This is a genomic window from Myroides sp. LJL116, assembly GCF_054871685.1.
Window position 1 is genome coordinate 119,846 of sequence record NZ_JBTXLR010000002.1, and the last position, 17,617, is coordinate 137,462.

Annotated in this window: 14 protein-coding genes and 3 tRNA genes; 8 read left to right on the top strand and 9 right to left on the bottom strand. The window is 34.0% G+C overall.

Features of this window, described 5'->3' with window-relative positions; all coding sequences use genetic code 11:
* Positions 1-182: 182 nt before the first annotated feature.
* The 5 genes from ACYSNM_RS02645 to ACYSNM_RS02665 are packed head-to-tail and all read left to right on the top strand — an operon-like array spanning position 183 to position 3,412.
* On the top strand, positions 183-1,160 hold the full coding sequence (locus tag ACYSNM_RS02645; protein ID WP_461755506.1) for a peptidoglycan DD-metalloendopeptidase family protein: 978 nt from the start codon (positions 183-185) through the stop codon (positions 1,158-1,160).
* Complete coding sequence (locus ACYSNM_RS02650; RefSeq protein WP_461755507.1) at positions 1,160-1,489, top strand: MerR family transcriptional regulator; 330 nt, start codon at positions 1,160-1,162, stop codon at positions 1,487-1,489. Before ACYSNM_RS02645 ends, ACYSNM_RS02650 begins: the two co-directional genes overlap by 1 nt.
* 22 nt (positions 1,490-1,511) lie before the next feature.
* Positions 1,512-2,108: a LemA family protein gene (locus ACYSNM_RS02655; RefSeq protein ID WP_461754427.1), complete on the top strand. Its 597-nt coding sequence runs from the start codon at positions 1,512-1,514 to the stop codon at positions 2,106-2,108.
* A 2-nt stretch (positions 2,109-2,110) separates the two neighbouring features.
* Positions 2,111-2,551: a TPM domain-containing protein gene (locus ACYSNM_RS02660; protein WP_461754428.1), complete on the top strand. Its 441-nt coding sequence runs from the start codon at positions 2,111-2,113 to the stop codon at positions 2,549-2,551.
* Between the two features lie 3 nt (positions 2,552-2,554).
* Positions 2,555-3,412 carry a TPM domain-containing protein gene (locus tag ACYSNM_RS02665; protein ID WP_461755508.1) on the top strand — a complete coding sequence of 286 codons (858 nt, stop codon included), beginning with the start codon at positions 2,555-2,557 and terminating at the stop codon, positions 3,410-3,412.
* A 44-nt stretch (positions 3,413-3,456) separates the two neighbouring features.
* On the opposite strand, the gene ACYSNM_RS02670 is transcribed toward ACYSNM_RS02665, so the two are convergent.
* From ACYSNM_RS02670 to era, 3 genes are all read right to left on the bottom strand, one after another.
* Positions 3,457-6,180, bottom strand: a complete 2,724-nt coding sequence (locus ACYSNM_RS02670; protein WP_461755509.1) for an outer membrane beta-barrel protein — start codon at positions 6,178-6,180, stop codon at positions 3,457-3,459.
* A 55-nt stretch (positions 6,181-6,235) separates the two neighbouring features.
* On the bottom strand, positions 6,236-7,549 hold the full coding sequence (gene der, locus ACYSNM_RS02675; RefSeq protein WP_461754431.1) for a ribosome biogenesis GTPase Der: 1,314 nt from the start codon (positions 7,547-7,549) through the stop codon (positions 6,236-6,238).
* Between the two features lie 67 nt (positions 7,550-7,616).
* A complete protein-coding gene (gene era, locus ACYSNM_RS02680) occupies positions 7,617-8,504 on the bottom strand; it encodes a GTPase Era (RefSeq protein WP_461754432.1) in 888 nt (295 codons plus the stop codon).
* A 401-nt stretch (positions 8,505-8,905) separates the two neighbouring features.
* On the opposite strand from era, the gene ACYSNM_RS02685 reads away from it, so the two are divergent.
* The 3 genes from ACYSNM_RS02685 to ACYSNM_RS02695 all read left to right on the top strand — a co-directional run bounded on the left by ACYSNM_RS02685 (position 8,906) and on the right by ACYSNM_RS02695 (position 9,807).
* Positions 8,906-8,978, top strand: a tRNA-Met gene (locus tag ACYSNM_RS02685).
* Positions 8,979-9,352: 374 nt separating this feature from the next.
* Positions 9,353-9,425: transfer RNA gene (locus tag ACYSNM_RS02690), tRNA-Met, on the top strand.
* Positions 9,426-9,734: 309 nt separating this feature from the next.
* A tRNA-Met gene (locus ACYSNM_RS02695) sits at positions 9,735-9,807 on the top strand.
* Positions 9,808-9,912: 105 nt separating this feature from the next.
* Here the strand turns inward: ACYSNM_RS02695 and ACYSNM_RS02700 are convergent.
* From ACYSNM_RS02700 to porK, 6 genes are all read right to left on the bottom strand, one after another.
* The gene (locus ACYSNM_RS02700) at positions 9,913-11,832 is read right to left on the bottom strand and encodes an ABC-F family ATP-binding cassette domain-containing protein (RefSeq protein ID WP_461755510.1); all 1,920 of its coding nucleotides are present in this window, start codon (positions 11,830-11,832) and stop codon (positions 9,913-9,915) included.
* Between the two features lie 3 nt (positions 11,833-11,835).
* Complete coding sequence (locus tag ACYSNM_RS02705; RefSeq protein ID WP_461755511.1) at positions 11,836-12,894, bottom strand: NAD(P)/FAD-dependent oxidoreductase; 1,059 nt, start codon at positions 12,892-12,894, stop codon at positions 11,836-11,838.
* A 70-nt stretch (positions 12,895-12,964) separates the two neighbouring features.
* Complete coding sequence (gene porN, locus ACYSNM_RS02710; RefSeq protein ID WP_461753465.1) at positions 12,965-13,855, bottom strand: type IX secretion system ring subunit PorN/GldN; 891 nt, start codon at positions 13,853-13,855, stop codon at positions 12,965-12,967.
* A 36-nt stretch (positions 13,856-13,891) separates the two neighbouring features.
* Positions 13,892-15,451 (bottom strand): type IX secretion system motor protein PorM/GldM, encoded by a 1,560-nt coding sequence (gene porM, locus ACYSNM_RS02715; RefSeq protein WP_461755512.1) that lies wholly within the window; start codon positions 15,449-15,451, stop codon positions 13,892-13,894.
* A gap of 28 nt (positions 15,452-15,479) precedes the next feature.
* Positions 15,480-16,151: a type IX secretion system motor protein PorL/GldL gene (porL, locus tag ACYSNM_RS02720; RefSeq protein ID WP_461753467.1), complete on the bottom strand. Its 672-nt coding sequence runs from the start codon at positions 16,149-16,151 to the stop codon at positions 15,480-15,482.
* Between the two features lie 25 nt (positions 16,152-16,176).
* Positions 16,177-17,580 carry a T9SS ring complex lipoprotein PorK/GldK gene (gene porK, locus ACYSNM_RS02725; protein ID WP_461755513.1) on the bottom strand — a complete coding sequence of 468 codons (1,404 nt, stop codon included), beginning with the start codon at positions 17,578-17,580 and terminating at the stop codon, positions 16,177-16,179.
* Between the last annotated feature and the right edge of the window lie 37 nt (positions 17,581-17,617).

Consider the following 17,617-nt stretch of genomic DNA (forward strand, 5'->3'; position numbering starts at 1 on the left):
TTATCTATAACAGTCTAAAGGTGTTAAATAATCGCTAAATTAACTTTCATACTACTTTTACCCCTTGTTTTAAGGAGATAAAACCCCAGAAAAACCAAAAACATTTTATATTTTTGTTAGCTATCGGGTTTTATTACCTAAATGGAATAAAACTAAATGCAAAAATAGTGTTTTTTTAAAATATGGCTAAGGTAAAATATTATTACGACCCTGAAAAATTAGCATTCTTAAAAATACGTCCAAAAAAATTCAGATTTATTGGGAGTGTATTTTTATTTCTATGTAGTTCAGCACTTTTTGGAGTACTTGGACTATTTACCCTAATTAATACAGACATCTTAGAGACACCTAGAGAAAAATTACAGCAAAGGGAACTAGAAGCCTATAAAACCAATTATATTCTTTTAAACAAAAAACTTGATTTACTAGCCCAAGTACTTGATGAATTAGAAACAAGAGATAATGACATTTATCGTGCTTATTTCAATACTGCAGCTATTCCAGAGGAACAAAGAAAATCTGGTTTAGGAGGTTTTAATAGATATAGAGAATTCATAGGTCTGAGCAATGAGAAAATTTTAGTCAACACCAATAAAAAAATTGACCAACTATCTAAGCAGATCGTTATCCAATCCGAGTCTCTAGATGATATCATTGAACTTGCAAAAGGAAAGGAAAAATTCTTATCTTCCATACCAGCTATTCAACCAGTGAAAAATGAAGATCTTAAAAGAATGGCCTCCGGATTTGGTTATAGGAGTGACCCTTTTACCAAAATTCGAAAATTCCACAATGGAATGGATTTCTCAGCAGAATTAGGCACCCCTATATATGCAACAGGAGATGGAAAGATAACAATAGCTAATAATAAGCTATCTGGATATGGTAACTTAATTGAGGTGGATCATGGCTATGGATATAAAACTAGATATGGACATCTTAGTAAATACAATGTTAAACAAGGACAAAGCGTAAAAAGAGGAGATGTAATAGGCTTTGTAGGTAGCAGTGGTAGGAGTTCTGGACCTCACTTACATTATGAGGTATATTATCAAAACAATATCGTAAACCCAATTAATTATTATTATGGGGATATCTCTGCTAAAGAATTTGAATTATTATCTCAAGAAGCTAACCAAGAAAATCAATCACTAGACTAATGAAATTTAATTTACCACCCAAAAGATATTATAGTATTGGTGAAATAGCCAAAGCCATAGGAGTTAATGCATCGACTTTACGCTTTTGGGAAAAAGAATTTGATTTCATCCAGCCTAAGAAAAATGCTAAAGGCAATCGAATGTTCTCTCCTAAAGATGTAGAGAACCTTGAACTACTCTATCATTTATTAAAAGAAAGAGGCTTTACCCTAGAGGGGGCTAAGGATTATATCAAGAACAATCCCAAAGAAAAGCAAGATAATTACGAAATTATCAAACGACTAGAATACGTAAAAAAAACACTTATTAGTATCAAAAACGAACTTTAATAAATAAATATATATAAAGACAATGAAAAAAGCACTACTTCCTATCATCGCACTAGTAGTTATATTTGGTGGAATCTTCGCCTATGGTATTTCTATTAATAATACAGCTTTAACATTAAGCCAAGATGAGCAAAGCCAATGGTCAAATGTAGAAACAGCTTATCAACGTAGAAATGATCTTATCGGAAATTTAGTAAATACAGTGGCAGGTTCTGCAAATTTCGAAAAGAGCACTTTAGAGGGAGTGGTAAATGCACGTGCTAAGGCTACAAGTATTACAATTGACCCTACTAATATGACCGCAGAAAACTTAGAGATGTTTAACCAAGCACAAAGCCAGTTATCTTCTTCGTTATCCCGATTATTAGTTGCAAGTGAAAACTACCCAGAATTAAAAGCAAGTGCTCAATTCTCAAAATTACAAGATGAATTAGCTAGTACAGAAAATACAATTCAAACACAAAGAATTCGTTTTAATGATAAAGTAAAGCAATACAATAATTATGTAATGCGTTTTCCTAACTCCGTTTTTGCAGGAATGTTTGGCTACAAAGAAAAACCTTATTTCAAAGCAGTAGAATCAGCAAGCAAACCAGTAGAAGTGGAATTTAACTTCTAGAGATGAAACACATTGAAAACTTTCTAACTTCTGATCAAGAAGCTGAGGTAGTTCAAGCAATTGCTAGAGCTGAAGAAAACACCTCAGGGGAGATTAGAGTACATATAGAAACCAAAACCGATGTAGAACCATATACTAGGGCAACTCATGTTTTTGAGCACCTAGGTATGTTCAATACCCAAAAACGTAATGCTATCCTTTTCTATGTCTGCATGGAGCCTAAGGCTTTTGTAATATTAGGAGACAAAGGCATTAATAACTTAGTGGAGAAAGAACATTTTTGGGAAAGTACAAAGGAACTTGTCATTGATCACTTTAGACAAGGTAAATTCAAAGATGGCCTTATTTCAGGTATTACTAAGGCAGGAAAAAAGCTAGAATCTTTATTTCCGAAAGATGAGCTAAGCACCAATGAAATATCAAACGAAATATCAAAAAGCTAAATTATGAGCATAAACCAGCTTAATAAAATCTTTCATTCTTTAACAATAGTGGTGGTACTGCTTATTGGACAATTTACTTTTGCCCAATTTCAAATCCCACCTAAGCCTAAGTTATCTGAACAAACCTCTTTGTATGATTACGCTAAGGTATTAACTAAAGAGCAAGCTAAATACTTAGAGAATAAACTCATAAAGTATTCTGACTCTACCTCAACGCAAATTGTTTTAATTACTGTGAACTCCTTAGATGGAGAGAACATTGATTATATAGGTCCTGAATGGCTACAACAATGGGGAATAGGTCAAAAAGGCATCGACAACGGTGTAGTAATACTTTTTTCCCTGCAAGACCGTAGAATAGGTATATATCCAGGTTATGGAGCCGAGACTCAGATAACAGCTGGGCAAGGAGGTGAATTGATACGTAATGTAATTATTCCTCAATTTAAAAAAGGGGATTACTTTGCTGGTTTTGACCTTGGAATAGATGGTATTATGCAAATGCTTCAAGGTTCCTATAAAGCAGACAAACCAAGAAAAAACAACCAAGACCAAGGAGATAGCACCATGGGACTGTTTCTTTTAGGCGGTATAGTAGTTTTTATTATCGTGGTAATTGCCAAAAATAAAGATAAAAACAATCGACATAATCCCCCACGAGGAGGACGCAGAAGAGAAAGTGTTTTAGGCGACTTAGCCAATATAATTATACTTAGTAGTTTAGGAAGAAGCCATGGTGGTGGATCCGGCTGGGGTAGCTCTGGAGGTTCTGGCTGGGGAGGATCTGGTGATTCTGGAGGCTTCGGAGGAGGCTTCGGAGGAGGAGAATCTTCTGGTGGAGGATCCAGCGGAAGTTGGTAAAATAAAAAATAAAGGCGCCCATAAGTTATGGGCGCCTTTATTTTTTACATCACTCTAACGCTTCTCATAGCACTTCTAGCTTGTTTTTTTCCAAAGGCATTTAAATTATACACTAAAGAAAACATTACATACTGCTTTAAAACTAAGGACTCTGAATCCACGATCTGAGTTGGGTCAATAGTTCGAATAGAACTTGTATTTTGATTAAGTAAGTCATACACCTTAACCTTAGCACGGAATTTACTCTTATAAAAATCATAAGCTAAACTAACGTTCCACATATAATAATCCTTTTGAAAACCACTGGCTATTTGCGAATTGTAATTATAGGAAATATCGTTTCCAAAAACTATATTCTTAGGCCAATAAGTAGTAGTTTGAATACCTAAATTATGCACAAAACTAGTAGCTTTATCTACTCTAAAATTTCTATAACTAGTAGTATTATAGGTGTAGTTATAAAATGGCTTAATAATTAAATCATCTCCTAATTGATAATTAAGATATACCCTAGGAGTAAACACATTAGCATAAGCTTTATAAGCAAGAGCGTCAATAAACCCTTTCTTAAGCGAATTATTATATCTTAACCCTATACCAAATTTAAGGGTATGTTGCTCCCATTTAGCCGTTTTAAACCATTCTGAGTTTAACCTTATTTGGTAATTTCCAGAGATGTTCTTATAGGTTGATGTACTCTTTCTATCTGCATCATAGACCACATAATTTACAATGCTATTATTTTGAATGGAATTACCAATATTGATTACAAAACCATCCCTTTTCTGAAAATTATACGTTCTAAAGCCGATATTAAAATTGTGATTACCTGTTGGTTTTAAATCTGGATTTCCAATTATAGTATTTAAAGGATCTGACAAATCTGTAATGGCTAAAAGTTGGGCTGCACTTTGGTAAGTTAAACCATAGTTATACCTAAAGTTAACTTGGGTATTCTTATTAAAATAATATCTAAAAATGGACAATAACTCAGGGCTAACATAATTTTTATCCGCTCTATAATCCTGACTATTATACAGACCTGTTGCTTTTAAATTAGTTATAACAGCATCTGCTTGAAATTGGAAAGAAAACTTTTTCTTGTTCCAACTAATATTAGCATAAGGACGTAGTTGGTTTTCTACTGTCTTATATCTATTAGATTGTTTCTCATTAAGTATAGAGTAAGTATCGGTTTGCTCATCAAAGTCAAAAACTTGTAAATCATTTATACTTTGGGTATAATTCCATTTACCTCCTATAATTAGCTTTAAAGAGTCATTTACAGCTAAGTTATAAGCTAAAGTGGTAGTGTAGGAGTCACTAGAGGTAGTAGTCTGTTTAAATTGCCTTCTATCGTCGTTTGGTGTATTACTTTGTAAAAATTCTGTAAAGGACTCATAAAAAGCCTCACCATTATTGGAAGAATTACTATTGCTGAATTCCAAACTTAAAAATTGACCTTCCTTTTCAAATTTTCTAATATAACGGATACTATTACTAAAACTATTACTATCCGAGGTATTGCGAGAAGTACTATTGCTTTTATTTACTAATTCCCTATTTTCATCAAAGGATTCCTCTTGTGATGTACGATCTCCTGAGGAATGATTTCTACTGAATCTAGGAGAAATATAAAGTGCATTTTTATCGCTGATATAATCCATGGACACATTAGCGCTTTGCCCTTGAGAAGTATTGTGGTACTCGGAAAAACTATCGCTAGAAAACTCTCCATCTGGCAAAAACTTTGTCATACTTCTTTTATCCCAATTCTTAGTATCACCATAACTATAATTATAACTACCATCAAGGCTTAACTTATCGCTAAAAGTTTGATTAATATTGGCTCCTAAAAGTCGAGATTCTGTTATACCTCCTTTACTCTTAGAAGTAGTCATATTATCAAACACATCGTTCATAGAAAAACCACTAGCATTAATATTGTTAGCAGAGCCTATTACACTAAATTTAGTATTTTGAGTAAAGCTATTTAAAAACAAAGCACTTTCATAACGGTCATCGCTACCATATCCTGCAGAGACACGACCAAAGTAACCTTTATTCTTATCCTTGTCTATAGTGATATTGATACTTGCATCATCACTTACAGCTGCCGACTTTGTAAAACGTTCTGTCTTACTTTTCTTGTCGGTTACTTGTATTTTATTCACGATATCAGCTGGTAAATTCTCTAGAGCTATTTTCCCATCTTCGCTAAAAAAAGGCTTCCCATTTACAAGTATTTCACCTACTGGTTTACCATTGACAGTAATATTATTATTTTCGTCCATCTGCACCCCTGGTAACTCCTTTAATAAAGTCTCTAAGTTAGCATCTGGCCTTACTTTAAAAGAAGCAGCATTAAATTCTAAAGTATCCTTGACAATTCGAATTGGGGCCGCTTGAGCAATAATAATCACTTCCTCTAAATCATTACTTTGCTCGAGTAAAACAATATCTCCAAAATCTATAGTTTGACTTACACCATTTTTAAGCTTCTGAACAAAAGTGGAGAATCCATACAAATTAGTGGAAAAAAACAACTCCTCTTTATTTGGTAGCACTTTGAGCTCAAAGGTTCCATCTTGACCACTTAATGAGTATTCCACTAGAGTAGAATCTTTCTGTTTAGAAACATAGACTGTAGCAGCTTCTATAGGGCTGCGTAAAGAATCAACGAGCCTTCCTTTAAGACTATAGGTATTTTGCGCTCCTATACTACTAGAATAGAAAATCACCAAAAATAAAATAATATATTTTTTCATAAAAAAACGGTCTTTGTATATACAAAGACCGTTTTAGTATTATCTAGCCGCAAAATTATTTTTGACGGAAATAAATGTCAATAGGCACACCTTGAAAATTATAAATTTCACGTAACTTATTTTCAATATAACGCTTATATGGGTCTTTAATATATTGTGGCAAGTTAGCAAAAAATACGAATTGAGGCGTAGGCGTAGGCAATTGCATACAGTATTTAATCTTAATGTATTTACCTTTAATAGCCGGAGGTGGCGTATGCTCTACAACAGGAAGCATAGCCTCATTGAATTTAGAAGTTGAAATTCTTTGTTTTCTATTTTCAAATACTTCTACTGCAGTCTCTAAAGCCTTTAAAAGACGTTGCTTAGTAACGGTAGAAGTAAAAATAATTGGCACATCAGTAAAAGGAGCGATTTGCTCACGAATAGATGCTTCAAATTGTGCAGCAGTCATCGTGTCTTTATCAATCAAATCCCATTTGTTAACTAAGATTACAATACCTTTACGGTTTTTCTCAGCCAACCAGAAAATATTTTGATCCTGTCCTTCAAATCCTCTAGTAGCATCAACCATTAGAATACAAACATCCGCATGTTCGATTGCTCTAATAGAACGCATTACTGAATAAAATTCAAGATCTTCTTTTACTTTACTTTTACGACGAATACCAGCTGTATCAACTAAATTAAAGTCGAATCCAAACTGATTAAAACGCGTATCGATAGCATCTCTTGTAGTACCTGCAATGTCAGTTACAATATATCTATCTTCTCCAATTAAAGCATTAATAAAACTTGATTTTCCTGCATTAGGTCTTCCTACTACAGCAAAACGAGGAATTTGCTCTTCCTCTGACTCTGGTGAATTATCCTCTTCTGGTAAAGCTGCAACTACTGCATCTAATAAATCTCCAGTACCACTTCCACTCATTCCAGCAATCGGAAAAATCTCTCCAAGTCCAAGATTATAAAACTCAAAAGTATCCTCCATTCTCTTAGCAGAGTCCACTTTATTAACTGCAACAAAAATTGGTTTTGTTTCTTTACGAAGTAATCTTGCTACTTCTGCATCCATAGGTGTAATACCTTCTTCAACATCAACAACAAAAATAATTACATCCGCCTCATCAATAGCTAAATCAACTTGACGTCTAATTTCTCCTTCAAAAATATCATCAGAACCTTTAATATATCCTCCTGTATCGATTACAGAAAATTCACGACCGTTCCAATCTGCTTTACCGTAGTTTCTATCACGTGTTACACCACTAACCGAATCTACGATGGCGTCTCTTCTTTGAATTAGTCTATTAAAAAAAGTCGACTTACCTACGTTAGGTCTTCCAACTATGGCTACTATATTACTCATATTTCTTTATATAAATCGTACGCAAAGTTACTATTTACCCGCGAAACTTTAGAATTTATTTTACTTTCTATTTTTTTTGATTATATCCGAATCGTTTTAATTGATATTCGGAAGATCTCCAATCTTTATTTACCTTAACGAATAACTCTAAATGTACTTTCTTTTGGAAGAATTTTTCCATTTCTTCCCTTGCAGAAGTTCCTACTTTCTTCAGAGCTGATCCCTTATGTCCAATTAAAATACCTTTTTGACTATCTCTTTCTACCATGATTACAGATTTGATGCGAATAATCATTTCTTCTTCAAGGAATTCTTCTGTTTCTACTTCAACAGCATAAGGTATTTCCTTATCGTAATTCAATAAAATTTTCTCACGAATAATCTCATTCACAAAAAATCGCTCTGATTTATCCGTTAATGCATCTTTTGGATAATAAGGTGGGCTAACAGGTAAAAGCTCAATGATTCTATCAAAAACTGCTTGCGTATTGAAGTGTTCTAAAGCTGAAATTGGAAAAATCTCTGCGTTAGGAACTTTCGCATGCCATAAGTCCATTTGCTCTTCCAGCTGTACTTGATTGGATTTGTCTATTTTATTTATCAATAGTAAAACAGGAACCTTACTATTTGAAATCCTATTAAAAAAGGCTTCATCTTTTAATTCCTTCTCACCAACCTCTACCATGTAGATTAAAATGTCGGCATCTTCGAAAGCTGTTTTCACAAAATCCATCATAGATTCCTGTAACTCATAGGCCGGCTTAATAATACCAGGGGTATCAGAGAAAACAATTTGATAGTCTTCCTCATTAACTATCCCTAAAATCCTGTGTCGAGTAGTTTGAGCCTTAGAAGTTATAATAGATAACCTCTCTCCTACTAATGCATTCATTAAAGTAGATTTACCGACATTTGGATTACCGATAATATTTACAAAACCTGCTTTATGTGTCATAATGTTTCTTTTTTTTTATCAGAACAAAGATAAGGTATATCCTTGATATGTAGATTATAATTAAGCATTAGTATTACCAAAATTACACAAGATATTCATGTTTTTAATACAAGTACTAGGATAACTAAAATTCTCAATTATATTAAAGATAAAGACTAAATAGCAAAAATAGAAATTAATAGCACTTTTTTTTCTTAGACCTTAAAGCCAAACATAGAATACATCTTGAACAAAAGAAACCAAATATAAAGTTAAACTCCATTTGACAAAAAACAAAGTAAGCAACTGATTCAACAAACATTAAGCACCTAAACCCTAAATAACAGCCTTACATCATATGCTAATAAACTCACAAATACTTGTGTATGAAAAATATTGGTCGTACTCTTGCAGTACAATATCGCGGGATAGAGCAGTAGGCAGCTCGTCGGGCTCATAACCCGAAGGTCACAGGTTCGAGTCCTGTTCCCGCTACAAAGTAAAACCACTTCAAATCGAAGTGGTTTTTTTTTGTCAATACTTTTAGGCAAATAAGATCTATCAACAACCCAGCTTATATAAAAGAAGTTCCTTCAACTCTTTCTTTACTTAAATTCTTCTAAGTTGAGGTATATTCTATAATACATTTTTATACTTTACACTCTTTTTATCTCCTCCACTACCTAGTAAATAATACTTCTTAGAATATTATTTTTACATAATCTAACTTGATCTTGACAATTATAATTTTATTCGATAAAAAACCAATTTATAATATACTGCATTACAACATATTACACATTAATTTAAAAATAATGTACAATATGTTTGTTTGTTCAATAAAAGGTAGTACATTTGTACCACAATAGCGCGGGATAGAGCAGTAGGCAGCTCGTCGGGCTCATAACCCGAAGGTCACAGGTTCGAGTCCTGTTCCCGCTACAAAGTAAAACCACTTCAAATCGAAGTGGTTTTTTTTTATGCCTATTTTTTTTAACTCTGTCTAGATTTAATAAGTAATTCTTACTTATTAAAAAACTTCCAATGATTGTTATCTTAAAAACAATACTCCTGACTTTCGAAAGTACCTCCCTCTTGCTTTTTATTACGTATTGGTGCATTATTACTTTTAATATAAAAGAAAAACAAAATATAACACACTGAATCATAGTTAAATAAGAAATATTAATAAAAATAACACAGAATATGCTTGTTTATTCAATAAAAGGTAGTACATTTGTACTACAATATCGCGGGATAGAGCAGTAGGCAGCTCGTCGGGCTCATAACCCGAAGGTCACAGGTTCGAGTCCTGTTCCCGCTACAAAGTAAACCACTTCAAATCGAAGTGGTTTTTTTTTGTCTATAAAATAAAAGGACTATTCTAAAAATTAGAATAGTCCTTTTATTTTTAATTTGTAAAATTAGATTACATCAGTTCTTCTTGGATTTGCTCCCATTCTACCATTAGTTCATCTATCTTAGCTTTATTTTTTTCGTATTTAGTAAAGAAGGAAGTATCACTACTCATCTTTTGATAATCCTCTGCTAATAATAAATCGTCTTTAGCGATTATTTTCTCTAATTTGGCGATTTCACTTTCTATCTTACTAACTCTATTTTGTAAAGTCTTTTGCTTCTTCTGATCTTCATAACTAAGACTTTCGTTTTTGCTAGTAGATTTTACTTTATCAGCAGACTTTTTCTCTACGACTGTCTTCTTTTCGATCTCACGCATGTTCTCTACATTACGCTGCTCTAAGAAATAGTTAATATCTCCTAGATACTCCCTAATCTGTCTGTCTTTAAATTCATATACCAAATCCGTTAAGCCTTGAAGGAAATCCCTATCATGCGAAACCAATACTAAAGTACCCTTGAAATTTTCTAAAGCGCGTTTTAAAACATTCTTACTCTTAATATCTAAGTGGTTTGTAGGCTCATCCATCAATAAGACATTAATGGGTAATAAAAGCATTTTACATAGCGCTAAACGGTTTCTTTCACCTCCTGATAGCACTTTAACCTTCTTCTCTACATCATCACCACGGAAAAGGAATGCACCTAACATATCTCTTACCTTGACTCTATTACCATCAGTGGCAGCATCCAACATAGTATCTAAAACGGTTTTCTCTCCATCTAGATAATCCGCTTGATTTTGTGCGAAATAACCGATTTGAACATTATGCCCAATCTTAATACTCCCATCATATTCAAACTCATCAATAACAGCTTTGATTAAAGTTGACTTCCCTTGTCCATTTTGTCCAACGAATGCAATCTTACTTCCACGTTCTACTAAAAGATCGATATTCTCAAAAATTACTTTATCCCCGAATTTCTTTGTAACCCCGTCGATTTCAAGAACAACTCTACCAGGGTCTAAACTCACTGGGAAAGAAATATTCATTACAGCCTTATCATCCTCATCAACCTCTATACGCTCTACCTTATCTAGACGTTTAATTAAGGACTGAGCCATGGCTGCCTTACTAGCTTTATAGCGGAATCTCTCAATTAGCTTTTCAGTTTCTTCGATCTTTTTAGCTTGATTCTTTTGAGAAGCTAATTGGATCTCTCTTTGTTCCTCACGAGCTATTAAATACTCAGAGTAAGGCTTATTAAAGTCATATATCTTCCCTAAAGAAATTTCTATAGTGCGATTTGTAACTGTATCTAAAAACATCTTATCGTGGGAAATAATCACAACAGCTCCTGCATAAGTTTTCAAAAAGGACTCTAACCAGATGATACTCTCAATATCCAAGTGGTTAGTAGGCTCATCTAGAAGCAACACATCATTATCTTGTAGTAATAATTTTGCTAATTCTATACGCATTCTCCACCCACCAGAAAAAGTCTCCGTAAGATTATTAAAATCTTCTCTACGGAACCCTAGACCAAGTAAAACTCTTTCTGTATTTCCTACATAATTATATCCTCCAATGATCTCAAATCGATGCGTTAAATCACTTAACTTCTCTATAAGTAAACTATAAGATTCCGACTCGTAATCCGTGCGTTCTACTAACTCCTTATTGATTTGTTCTAATTGACTTTCAACTTTTTTAATTTCCTCAAATGCTTGGTAAGCTTCATCCAAAACAGTACGCCCTGGTATAAAGTCAATATCTTGACGTAAAAAGCCAATACTTAAATCTTTTTCGAAAGCAATTCCACCTGTATCTGCTTCCATTTCTCCCGATAGAAGTTTAAGCATAGTGGACTTCCCGGCTCCATTTTTACCGACTAAACCAACTCTATCTCCAGCGCCAATTCGAAAAGTAACGCTTTCAAATAAATATTCACCCGAAAATGAAACAGAAAGATTATGTACGTTTAACATATATTATTTCTTCTTAATTTTAAATTTTTTATATCTGTGTATAGAAACCTCCTCTTCTAAAGGTTCTGCTTTCTCAATAAAGTTGAACAGCTTATTGGCTAAAAAAGGTCCAAGTAAAACCCCTCTAGTTCCTAAGCCATTTAAAACAAAAATGCGATCCGATTCTAGGCTTCTACCTAGCAAAGGACGTCTATCTTTTACAGTAGGACGAATACCCGCTTTGTGTTCTATAACTTCAAAGTCTAAAGAAACTGCCTCTTTTAGTCCAGCAATTAATTCCTCTAGTCCTTCTTTTGTAGTATTATCCGTTTTATCTTGCCAATTATAAGTAGCACCCACCTTAAACAAATCATCTTTTAAAGGAATAACAAACACCCCAGCTTTAAGAATAAAATCAATCTTTAAACCTGGAATCTTTACAATTAATAATTCCCCTTTTGTTCCATCTAAAGGCAATTGATTAAAGTAAGGATTATCACTAAGCCCAAAGCCTTGAGCAAAAACAATATTTCTAGCTTGAATACCCTTATAAGCAACACCATGCTCATCATAAGTAAGCTCCTCATAATCAAAAACTTCCCTTTTATATACTCCTTTTTCTTGCAAATATAAGCGATAAGCTCCAATTAGCTCACTTGTCTCTAAATATCCTGTTGAACTTACCTGTCCAAATCCAAAAGGAGAACTTATACCTGGAAAATTTTCTCTAGATAAATCGCTCTGTAAATACTGCTCTAAACTTGGCTTATCACTTGCTACAAACCAATTGTTTTGTTCTTCAACATCTACTAATCTTCTATACAAAGGTAAAGGATGCCAGAACTTAATTCCTAATTTATTTTCTAAGCTTGGATAGAAACTATTTGCAATCTCTAATTGCTCGTCTACTTTCCAAACCTGAGTAAATCTCTTTAGTACAACGGGGTTATACATTCCTCCAGCAACTAGCGAGGAAGATCTACTTTGAGAATCAATCACAATAAAGGTTTTACCTTCACTTGCCAACTTTTCACAGAAGCAAATTCCTGCCAATCCACTTCCAACTACTATATAATCATACATACGTGTGCGAATAAAAAAAGCTCTTATCTAATTTGATAGATAAGAGCTCAATAAATTAGTGACTACAAAATTAGTAATTCCATAAGTCATCGTCAAGGTTTCTGATCATTTCTCTGATTCTTTCCCCTTCAAATAATTCTTGTAATGGGTTAGAGGTGATGTATTCATCAATTGCTCTACCTCCATATTGGTTGTCAGCTTTATAAATTATAGAACTAAAACGTCTAGAGTTTAACAAGTGGTCAAAGTTAATTGGATTCTGAGGATTCTTTGGATTGAAAGCATAGTTTTGATACAATACCTCTCTAGCATCCGGGAAGAAGATCCAGAATAACTCTACGTAGTTCTCTATTCCACTCTCTATACTATATAAATCACTAACAACTGGAGCAATTCCAAGTAGTCTATATCTTAATTGTCCTTCATTTCGGTCAAAATACCACATTCCCATAACATGGTAAGCACTAACATCTGCAGGACGCAAAACTGTTTTTTGAATAAATTCCGCTGGAACTTCCTCTCCTGCATTATAGTATTCTATTCCTGCGTCAGTAGTATCGATTTTCATAAAAGAAGATTCAATATCACTAAGGTTTCGAATAGTTCTAAAATCCGAATCATCATATACTTCTGTAATAGCTCCTGATTGGATTCCTTCCATTATAACTTGGAATAATGGCTTTAAATCCCCCTCGCTTGTTACTTCGTTAATAGGGAAATAATATGCCTCATTTGCTTGTTCATCTAAAGAGATAGACTCCCAAACTTTAATTCCAAATAAAATATCTAATTCATTAATATTTCCATAAGGAATAGGCCCGTCAGCTTTTGTAAGTATCTCCTCTAGAGATTTTATACCAATCTCACTAGCTGACTTAGCATTTAGGATATTAGCCTGAGCAAATGCACCCACGGAAAATAAACATAATGCTGCTAATGTTGAGATTTTTTTCCAGTTCATATTTTTCAAAATTTTCTTTCTTTTAAATTACTCTCCTTATCTAATTTCATATGTAGCCGGAGCTGTACGCTTTAATTGGTAGCTACCAGCACCATCTAAACGAGTTTTGATATCTGATATAACAACTATATCTCCAACTCTAGCTCTTCTAATGGCAGCCTTAGCACGATCACTCATACGATTACCTTGAACTACAACACTTGGCTGTCCTGGTACTTGAAGAACAAATCCAGTTACACTAAGCTTAACTTCAAAATCAAAATCTTCCAATTGAGCACCAACCGTTGCAATCTCTAAGTTCGCTTTAGGACCACTATCAGCAAATACTCCTCTAATTGTTCCTCTAGGAGCAGGAATATCTTTAATACGGAAAACTTGGCTATCACTTACTACTTTTCCTCCTGGTAAAGTACCACTAACTTTTATAGTAACTTCTCTTCCAGCTTGAGGGTTTAAAAAGTACTGTCCAGCTTTACTTCCTTTAGTTAATCCAGGAGCACTAGCAACTACTTTATCCGAAGGAATACCAGCAAATGAAATAGTCATTGGATTACTAATTCCACGATAAACTACATTCATTTTATCGGCAGAAATCGTAGCAGAGTTCGGCGATGAAACCACCACATAACTACCATCGATATCCAATGGAACCAACTCTCCATTTTCTTTAAAAACAAACTTTCCTCTAATGTCGTGTTCACCAACATTTCCAACAGGGAATGATATGTTAACCTCCCCATTTTTCAAAGCAGTATTTAAATCTATTTTCTTATTATTTACAACAACTTCTGTAGGTACAGTAGAATCGTCATAACGTCCTAAAACTACTTTTCCTGTAAACATTTCACCAGCGAAATAAGTAGTCTTATCTGAAATCACTAATGGTTTATATTTACGCATTGAAGCCGCCTCAATTAAAGTATTACCTAAAAGTAAATTATAGATATCACTTTCAATCATTCTAGCATCATTTTGCATTGCAGATAACTTTGTCAATGAAGCTATCGCAGGAAAACCATAGAAGTTGTAGGTTAAATATTGTTCGCTATTTCCGTCTTTATTTACAATAGGAGCCAAATTGAAATTTTCATCGATTTCTTGTTTGACATTATTATAAGAAACATCTACTCCTAGAACATTGGTAATAGAATCCTTATACTTCTCTATAAGTGTTAAAAACGCTTGTCCTTGATCAGATAATTTATCTCCAACAAACCAAGCATTATCAATTACAGAACTTTGATCCATACTTTCAAAAGGAAGGGTTCCGTCCTCTGCACGATAAGTATTAGTGATTAAGTCCTTACTTTTTTCCACTTCATTTACAAAGTAATCCGTGATATCCTTTGTTTTTAAAGCAGTTTGATAAGCTTCTTTATATCTAGTTGGATCATCCTCAGCTCTTGTTTTAAGCTGGGCCAATGAAACATTCTTATTATTGCTTTCGATAGTAGCAGTTGCCTGCTCGAATTTTGTATTTACCATACCAAAAGCAGATAGTACCTCACGAGACATTTGTAAAGCCATCATGGCGATGAATACCAGATACATCAGGTTAATCATCTTTTGCCTAGGGGTAAGTTTTTGTTTTGCCATTATTCTATAATACCTTAAAAATTATAAATTAATTAGCATTTCTATTTCCCCCACCCATAGCAGATAACATTCCGCCATATACGTTGTTCAAAGATGCTAAATTAGATGTTAGAGCTTGCATTTGTACGTTCAATTTTTGGTTGTTTTCAGCAACTGCTTTATTAATATCCGCATTTGCTGTAGCACTTTCTAATTGACTTGCGTACATTTTATTCAAAGACTCCAATTGAGTTGCTGCCAAAGTCATTTCTTGAGCATATTTTTGAGTAGATGCTACTGAATCAACAGCTGACCCCATACCTTTAGAAGCTGCTTCGAAATTTCGAATACTGTCTCCTAAGCTATTCATTAGAGCCCCATCAATCTTAGCATCTTTTAATAATTGATCTAATTTTTTAGACAATAAACCTTGCTCATCAGCAAGCTCAGCAACTGCTTCGCTCTTTTTACCTTTACGTTGTTCACTAGCAACACCGTCTTTTAATTCAGGATATACTTTTGCCCAATCTAAATCTTCATCTACAGGTTCAAAAGCAGATAATGCAAAAATAAATGCCTCTACTAATAAACCAACAATTAACATATTATTACCGTTGAACACACCAAATTCCATGTGTGTAATTTTAAACATCGCACCGATAATAACAACTGAAGCTCCCATTCCGTAACAGAAGTTCATTACTTTTTTAGATAACACCATAGCTATAAAATCTTTTTTTTTAAAATTAACGAGCCATTCTACTAGCATTCACACGAGACATAGAACCTGATACAGATTGTACTGTTCTAAAACCAATGTAACTACGAGCTGAATCAGCATATTCTTTGTCTCGCATAGCAACTTGTAAGAAGTAAGCTGGATCTCTCCAAGACCCTCCTCTAACAACTTTTAATGGATTATCTGTAGGTCTATTACGAGGTTTTAATGTTGACATAAAATCATAAGATGACTCATCATACGCCGAACTAGTCCATTCAGCAACGTTCCCAGCCATATTGTATAAATTATATCCATTTGGAGGATAAGAACGTACATCTGCAGTATAAAGAGCTCCATCAGCAGCGTAATCAAAGCGCGTTGGTTTGAAGTTTGCTAAGAAACATCCACGCTCATCTGTTGTATATGGACCTCCCCAAGGATACATAGCTCCTTCTAGACCACCTCTAGCTGCAAATTCCCACTCGCTTTCCATTGGTAAACGGAACTCGTGTACTTCTTGCATTTGACGCGTATTTTTTAAGTTTTCATTCTTATACATTGTTCTCCAAGCAGCAAAAGCTTTAGCTTGATTCCAATTCACACCCACTACTGGATAGTCTCCAAAAGCAGCATGCCAGAAATAATCATTGTGCATTGGCTCATTATAAGAATATTGGAATTCTTTAATCCAACGTGTTGTATCAGGGTAAATCAATAACGTTTCCGTTTTCAAGTGACGCTGACGTTTTCCTCTTGGATCACTTCCTTGATCTTTCATTGCTCCTTCTACATCCACATAAGTGTATCTAAATTTTAACTTTGAAGCATCAAAAGTTGTCATACCATTATAAGTTTCACTAGCAGGAATGTATAAAGAGTCCATTACTTCCACATAGTACTCATCAGGGAATCTACTGTGTTGCGTAATTAAAGGGATTCGTTTATTTAAACGTCTTCCTGCATAAATATCATCGCTCATTTGTAAGCTATAGTAATTATCATACATATAGCGCTCATAAGGAGTCATTCTATCTAAATCCTCCTCGCTATCAAGAAAAGCAAAAGCTCCAATCCCTCCAGCATCTTTGCCCATACCCATATCATCAGCTGCAATAGCTAATTTAGTACGTACAATAGAGTCTTTTACCCAGTCTACGAATTTTCTATATTGATTATTACTAATTTCTGTTTCGTCCATATAAAATGACCCAATAGTAACCATTTTTATTGGAGCATCTGATGTACCTAGGATATCCTCATTAGATTGTCCCATGGTAAATGTCCCACCTGGAACTAGTGACATTCCATGTGGTTTAGAGTTACGCCAATCTTTTCCTGGATTACCACCTAGCAACTCTCCTCTATCTCCTCCAGTACCACAACTGAACATTAAAGCTACTATTGCTCCTAACGTAATTATCTTCTTCATATAATTTTAGGTTTTTTTTTTACTATAATCTAAAATG

Bases quoted from the DNA above. Each gene is read 5' to 3' on its own strand.
- ACYSNM_RS02645 (WP_461755506.1), top strand. From the start codon at position 183: ATGGCTAAGGTAAAATATTATTACGACCCTGAAAAATTAGCATTCTTA.
- ACYSNM_RS02700 (WP_461755510.1), bottom strand. From the start codon at position 11,832: ATGTTAAACGTACATAATCTTTCTGTTTCATTTTCGGGTGAATATTTA.
- porK (WP_461755513.1), bottom strand. From the start codon at position 17,580: ATGAAGAAGATAATTACGTTAGGAGCAATAGTAGCTTTAATGTTCAGT.
- ACYSNM_RS02670 (WP_461755509.1), bottom strand. From the start codon at position 6,180: ATGAAAAAATATATTATTTTATTTTTGGTGATTTTCTATTCTAGTAGT.
- ACYSNM_RS02655 (WP_461754427.1), top strand. From the start codon at position 1,512: ATGAAAAAAGCACTACTTCCTATCATCGCACTAGTAGTTATATTTGGT.
- porL (WP_461753467.1), bottom strand. From the start codon at position 16,151: ATGGTGTTATCTAAAAAAGTAATGAACTTCTGTTACGGAATGGGAGCT.
- porM (WP_461755512.1), bottom strand. From the start codon at position 15,451: ATGGCAAAACAAAAACTTACCCCTAGGCAAAAGATGATTAACCTGATG.
- ACYSNM_RS02650 (WP_461755507.1), top strand. From the start codon at position 1,160: ATGAAATTTAATTTACCACCCAAAAGATATTATAGTATTGGTGAAATA.
- der (WP_461754431.1), bottom strand. From the start codon at position 7,549: ATGAGTAATATAGTAGCCATAGTTGGAAGACCTAACGTAGGTAAGTCG.
- ACYSNM_RS02665 (WP_461755508.1), top strand. From the start codon at position 2,555: ATGAGCATAAACCAGCTTAATAAAATCTTTCATTCTTTAACAATAGTG.
- era (WP_461754432.1), bottom strand. From the start codon at position 8,504: ATGACACATAAAGCAGGTTTTGTAAATATTATCGGTAATCCAAATGTC.
- ACYSNM_RS02705 (WP_461755511.1), bottom strand. From the start codon at position 12,894: ATGTATGATTATATAGTAGTTGGAAGTGGATTGGCAGGAATTTGCTTC.
- porN (WP_461753465.1), bottom strand. From the start codon at position 13,855: ATGAACTGGAAAAAAATCTCAACATTAGCAGCATTATGTTTATTTTCC.
- ACYSNM_RS02660 (WP_461754428.1), top strand. From the start codon at position 2,111: ATGAAACACATTGAAAACTTTCTAACTTCTGATCAAGAAGCTGAGGTA.